We start from the raw sequence: 6021 nt of genomic DNA on the forward strand, positions 1-6021 counted from the left end.
TGTTATTGCTTTTCAATAAAATTTATTAATCTTTCAAAATCTCCATCGCTATCATAGACTTTATTCTCTTGAATGTTTAATGTAATTTTTTTAGTTATTAATTGATTCAATAATTCAGAAAAACTTTGCGCATTATTTTTAACTAAATACCCATTTTGATGATCAATGATAAATTCTTTAGCAGCATCAAAATTTGTTGATATTACGGGTGTTCCCAAAGATAAAGCTTCAGATATTACCATACCTTGCGCTTCATAATCTGAAGTTAAAACAACATAACTTGCTTTTTTCATATATGGATATGGATTAGACTTAAAACCTAAAAAACTAATTTTATCTTCTAATTTTCTCTCTTTACACAATTGTGTAAGATTTTTTAAATCAGGACCATCTCCTATAATATACCAATGGAATGATAAATTATCTTTTTTTAAATTATCTACAATATCTAAAATACGATCTATTCTCTTTTGTTCATTGTAAATCCTTGCTACAGTGACAAAATTAAAAATATCTTGATTAAAATTAATTTGTGTAGCAGAATTAGCTAACTCATTTAATTTTTCTGTATTTATTGCATTTCTTACAACAAATGATTTATGAATAAATTCAGGTACCAATTTATCAAATTGTTGTTTACATGCCTCCGAGACATTAACAATTGCATCAAAGTTTTTATATCTTTCTAAAGCATAACTTCTTGTAAAACCTAATTTATCAATATCATTGTGTATCCATGCTACTTTATATTTTGCATTAATAGAATTCATTACAAAATCATTACTCATTAGTACATTTTTAAATTTAGGTACATCGTTTGAAAATGAAATTGCTATATCATAACTATTTGGTAACTTGTGCTTTTTGGTTAATCTAACTTTAAGAAAGTTAATTATACCTATTAAAGTTAAAATTTTGTAAATTATATTTTTAATTCTATTATTAAAATTAACTTTAGAAAGTTTATTTGTCCCTTTTGGATGTATAACCTGATTAGTTTCAAAAAAATTTTGAAACTTTAAATCGTATTCTTTTCTAAAAATAACATAATCAACCTTTATATTTTTTATTTTAAAATATTCTGACCAATTATTTAATGAAGTTGCAATACCTCCAATTTTCATGTGCGGATTTACAATTATTATCTTCATTAGAATTATTACTATTTATCAAATTTAATACGACCTTCTTTATATAATTTGGTTTTTTCAAACTCTTCTTTCGGTATAAAACCATAGAATTCTTCTTCGTCTTTCCAAGGTTCAAATTTTGCAGGATCTAACTGTTTAATAATTTTTGCAGGCGAGCCTCCAACAACACAAAATCCTTCCGGAAAGCTTTTTGTAACTACACTTCCTGCTGCAACTATTGTTCGAGTACCTAAGGTTACACCTGCTAGTATTTGACTATTCATACCTATCCAACAATAATCTCCTATAATTACTTCGGCACTATTATAGTTTCTTTGATCATAAAGATCGTGATTAGTACTTAATATACCCACATTAGGAGCAAGCTGTACGTAATCACCTATAAAAATTTTACCTGCTCCTTGGATGTAATTACCTGGTCTTCCAACAAGTGAATTAATTCCAACATAAATATTATTGTAATTCGCAATTAAACAATTTTTGTGAGCTGGCCAATATCTTTTGTTAATACCTAATTTATATTTTAAAAAATCAATATAATTAGTTTGTAATTTAGCTTTACTAAATCTTATATATAATGAATAATATGGTAAAAAAATTTTCTTTAAAATACTCATCTTTTAATTTTATTTATTAATGGTTGAAAAATAACTGCATAATCTAATTTTGCTACTACACTCCAAATTCCAAATATTATTAAATATAATACTCCGGAGATACTTAGTAGTAATAGATTATTTAACCCAAAATTTTCTAATCCTATTCGTATTGGATATAAAAAAATGAATGCAGGTAATAATATTTTAAGGATTAAACCAAGAGGTAATAAATCAACTAACTTTATTTTAAAGTAATTAGATACATAAAACAGCATACAAAATGTACGTCCTATAAAACAGATTACTGAAACAATCAATATGGCCTTAGGTGAATTAAATATTACGATACTTAACCATTCTAAAAATATTAATAGTAACGCTCCATACATAAAGACATTATAATAATACTTTTGTCCTCCGACTGCCATTAATAATGGTCCGTACGCAGCAATACTAAAGAAATTTATAATTACTTTTATTTGGAAATATAGACCTGATGTAACATACTTATCTCCATATAAAAAAACCATAATTACATCTGCAAAACAAAAACAAAATACTACGATTGGATAAATCAACTTAATTGTTTTAGTTAAAACCGACCTCCATGTATCTATCATTATTTTCTTCGACTCTATAGTATTTTCTTTTGCTTGTTTAGAAAAAACCGGTAATAATATCGTTGCAGTAGAAGATATGATCATTCCAACGAATGGTATTTCTAAAGACCCATTTGCAAAATCTGCAAATACTTCATTTCCAAAATATCTACTTATAAAAAATTGGTCAGAAGAAGATATTATTATCCCCCATATACTGGCTCCCATTAATGGAAGTGTATATGTAAATACATTCTTAAAAGTTATTGATGATTTTGTTTTATTATATTCTTTAACCGGATTATATTTTAAATACAATGCTAAAATAAACTTGATGAACGAAGCTATTGTAAAACCTATAATAGCACTATTTACATCTCCTTTTAAAAGTAATACAGGCAGAACAACAAACAACAATACAAACATCTGAGTAACAACTTGATATATTGCTAATAAGAATGTTTTTTTATAAGTTGATAAGATTCCTTCTAATCCTAAAGTTGGTAATAAAAATAAAGGTACTAACGAAAAATACTTTATCGATATTCCTAAGTTAGAATTATTTAAAAAACCTGCTATTAAATCAGACCCAAAAAATAATGTGGATGACATTAACAATCCCATCCCCATTAAAATATAGTTAATCTTATCAATTACATCTTTAGCTTCTTCCTTTGAAACTCTTGGAAGAAAATAACCATAAGCTCTAGGTAACCCTAATGTAAAGACAACTAATAAAGTTGAATAAACGTACATTACCTGTTTGTATGTACCATAATCTTCTTTATTAAAATATCTACTTAATAGCATTGAACTAATCATTACAAAACTAAAAGCAGAAAAATTACCTAGAATAACCCAAAAAGTTTGAATGGTATTATTAGTCTCTTTTCCCATTTTAAATTTTCACTCCACAGAAATCTAAAACAACTTGATTTTCTGTAAATTTCAACGATTTAAATTCGTCATGAGCAACTAATAATGCTATAATATCAGCTTTTTCTACAGCAGAAGTATATTCCGTTAATTTAAAAACTTTATGTTCTTCTACGTTAGGTTCTACAATATATAAATCAGCATCGCCAGCATCTTGTAATACACGTTCAACAATATGAATAGCAGGAGATTCACGTAAATCGTCAATATTTGGTTTAAAAGCTAATCCCATTAATGCAATTGATGGCTGACGTCCGTGTTTTAATTCAAATTCAAGACGTGTATTTTTAATTTTTTCAGCACACCAAAATGATTTATAGTTGTTAGTTTCTCGAGCTTGTGCTATCATACGAGACTCCATTGGATAATCAGCAGTAATAAAATAAGGATCAACTGCAATACAATGTCCTCCAACACCACAACCAGGTTGTAAAATATTAACACGAGGATGTTTATTTGCTAAGTTTATTAATTCCCAAACATTAATTCCTGCTTTATCACAAATTAATGATAACTCGTTAGCAAAAGCAATTTGAGAATCACGAGAAGCGTTTTCAGTTAATTTACACATCTCTGCGGTACGCGCATTTGTAGGATGTAATTCACCTTTAACAAATTGACCATAAAAAGCTAAAGCCTTTTCTGTTGAAGAATCATTTACTCCACCTATAACACGATCATTATACACTAATTCGTGCATCACATTTCCAGGTAATACTCGTTCAGGACAATATGCTAAATAAATTTTATCTTTTAATTCTGGACGAACTGTAAAAATTAAATCCATCATTTTTTCAGTAGTTCCAATTGGAGAAGTAGATTCTATAATATATAAATCCCCTTCTTTTAGTAATGGAATAATACCTTCTGTTGCTGCTTGTACATAAGAAATATCTGGTTCGTGATTACCTTTAAATGGAGTTGGAACAACAATTAAATACGTATCCGCAACAATTGGTTTAACACCTGCTTTTAAATAACCATCTTCAACCGCCTTTGCTACTGCTTTGTCTAAATCAGGTTCAACAATATGAATCTTACCTGCGTTAATTGTATCAACTACATGCTGAGAAATATCTACACCATGTACTGGAATTTGATTATTTGCTATTAATGCTGATGTTGGTAATCCTATATACCCTAATCCTATTGTTACTACTTTTGGATTCATTTTTTTATTTAGTTATTATTATCTAGTTATTTTATAGTGCCTTTATAAACTCTGCAATTCTTTCACAAGCTTTTCCATCTCCATAAGGATTATGTAATTCACTCATAGAGTTATATTTTTCGTGATTATTTAATAAAAGGTTCGCTTCACTAATAATTTTATTCTTATCAGTACCTACCAAAATTACAGTACCCGCATCTACAGCCTCTGGTCTTTCAGTAGTATCTCTCATTACTAATACTGGTTTTCCTAAAGACGGAGCTTCTTCTTGCACTCCTCCTGAATCTGTAATAATCATGTACGATTGTGTCATTAACCATACAAATGCAGGATATGCTAATGGATCTATTAATTTAATATTATCAACTGCTGCTAAAATTTCGTTAACAGGTTTTTGAACATTTGGATTTAAATGAACAGGATAAATAATCTGAACATCATCAGTATGTGTTTCAGCAATTTCTTTTAATGCTTCACAAATATTTATAAATCCTTGTCCATGATTTTCACGACGATGTCCTGTTACTAAAATTAATTTTTTAGTTGAATCAACTATATTTTTTAATGCTTCTATTTCACTATTATCTATTTCTTTTACACGAGAAGAACTATCTAATAAAGCATCAATAACCGTATTACCAGTAATTACAATATCCTCTTCTTTAATATTTTCTTTAATTAAATTATCGAATGATTGTTGTGTTGGAGCAAAGTGATAATCAGCTAATCTACCTGTTAATTGTCTGTTCATTTCTTCAGGAAATGGAGACCATTTGTTATGTGTTCTCAATCCAGCTTCGATATGACAAACTTTTGCTCCTGAATAAAATGCAGCTAAAGCAGCTATAGAAGATGTTGATGTATCTCCATGTACATATACATAGTCAGGCTTAAAGTCATCTAATATTGGTTTTAAATCTGTAATTATATCAGCTGTTAGCGTATATAAATTTTGGTTTGGCTTCATCAGATTTAAATCATAATCTGGTATAATTTGAAAGAAATCTAAAACTTGATCTAACATTTCTCTATGTTGAGCTGTTACACAAACTTTAGTTTCAAATTCGTTATGTTTTTGGAATTCTTTTACCAATGGAGCCATTTTAATAGCTTCTGGCCTCGTTCCAAATATTATTAAGTGTTTCGTTTTCATTTTGTGTTTTTAATCGTTACCAAATAAATCGCGTGTATATACTTTCTCCTTCACATCTGCTAGTTCCTCTGCATTACGATTTGAAATTATTACATCACATTCTTGTTTAAACTTTTCTAAATCTTTCATAACAGTAGATCCGAAAAAGGTTTCTTCTTCTAAAACTGGTTCATAAACAACAACTTCAATTCCTTTTGCTTTGATACGCTTCATGATTCCTTGAATTGCTGATGCTCGGAAATTATCAGATCCAGATTTCATTATCAAACGATAAATCCCTACTATTTTAGGTTCTTTTTCAATTATTGAATTCGCTATAAAATCTTTTCGCGTTCGATTTGAATCAACTATTGCTTTGATTAAATTATTTGGTACTGTATCGTAATTCGCTAATAATTGTTTTGTATCTTTT

Annotated in this window: 6 protein-coding genes; all 6 read right to left on the reverse strand. The window is 28.3% G+C overall.

Annotation, left to right across the window (positions count from 1 at the left end):
- Positions 1–2: 2 nt before the first annotated feature.
- Positions 3–1151 (reverse strand): glycosyltransferase, encoded by a 1149-nt coding sequence (locus EAH69_RS07105; RefSeq protein WP_121934497.1) that lies wholly within the window; start codon positions 1149–1151, stop codon positions 3–5.
- An 11-nt stretch (positions 1152–1162) separates the two neighbouring features.
- Positions 1163–1768, reverse strand: coding sequence for an acyltransferase (locus tag EAH69_RS14090; RefSeq protein WP_121934498.1), 606 nt, complete (start codon positions 1766–1768; stop codon positions 1163–1165).
- Positions 1765–3246: an oligosaccharide flippase family protein gene (locus EAH69_RS07115; protein WP_121934499.1), complete on the reverse strand. Its 1482-nt coding sequence runs from the start codon at positions 3244–3246 to the stop codon at positions 1765–1767. Before EAH69_RS07115 ends, EAH69_RS14090 begins: the two co-directional genes overlap by 4 nt.
- Before the next feature lies 1 nt (position 3247).
- The gene (gene wecC, locus EAH69_RS07120; protein ID WP_121934500.1) at positions 3248–4456 is read right to left on the reverse strand and encodes a UDP-N-acetyl-D-mannosamine dehydrogenase; all 1209 of its coding nucleotides are present in this window, start codon (positions 4454–4456) and stop codon (positions 3248–3250) included.
- 31 nt (positions 4457–4487) lie between these two features.
- A complete protein-coding gene (wecB, locus tag EAH69_RS07125) occupies positions 4488–5609 on the reverse strand; it encodes a non-hydrolyzing UDP-N-acetylglucosamine 2-epimerase (protein WP_121934501.1) in 1122 nt (373 codons plus the stop codon).
- A 9-nt stretch (positions 5610–5618) separates the two neighbouring features.
- Positions 5619–6021, reverse strand: a 403-nt coding sequence (locus tag EAH69_RS07130; RefSeq protein WP_317124734.1) for a UDP binding domain-containing protein, incomplete at its 5' end; no start/stop codon positions are given.

This window comes from Faecalibacter macacae (assembly GCF_003687725.1).
Classification (GTDB): domain Bacteria; phylum Bacteroidota; class Bacteroidia; order Flavobacteriales; family Weeksellaceae; genus Empedobacter; species Empedobacter macacae.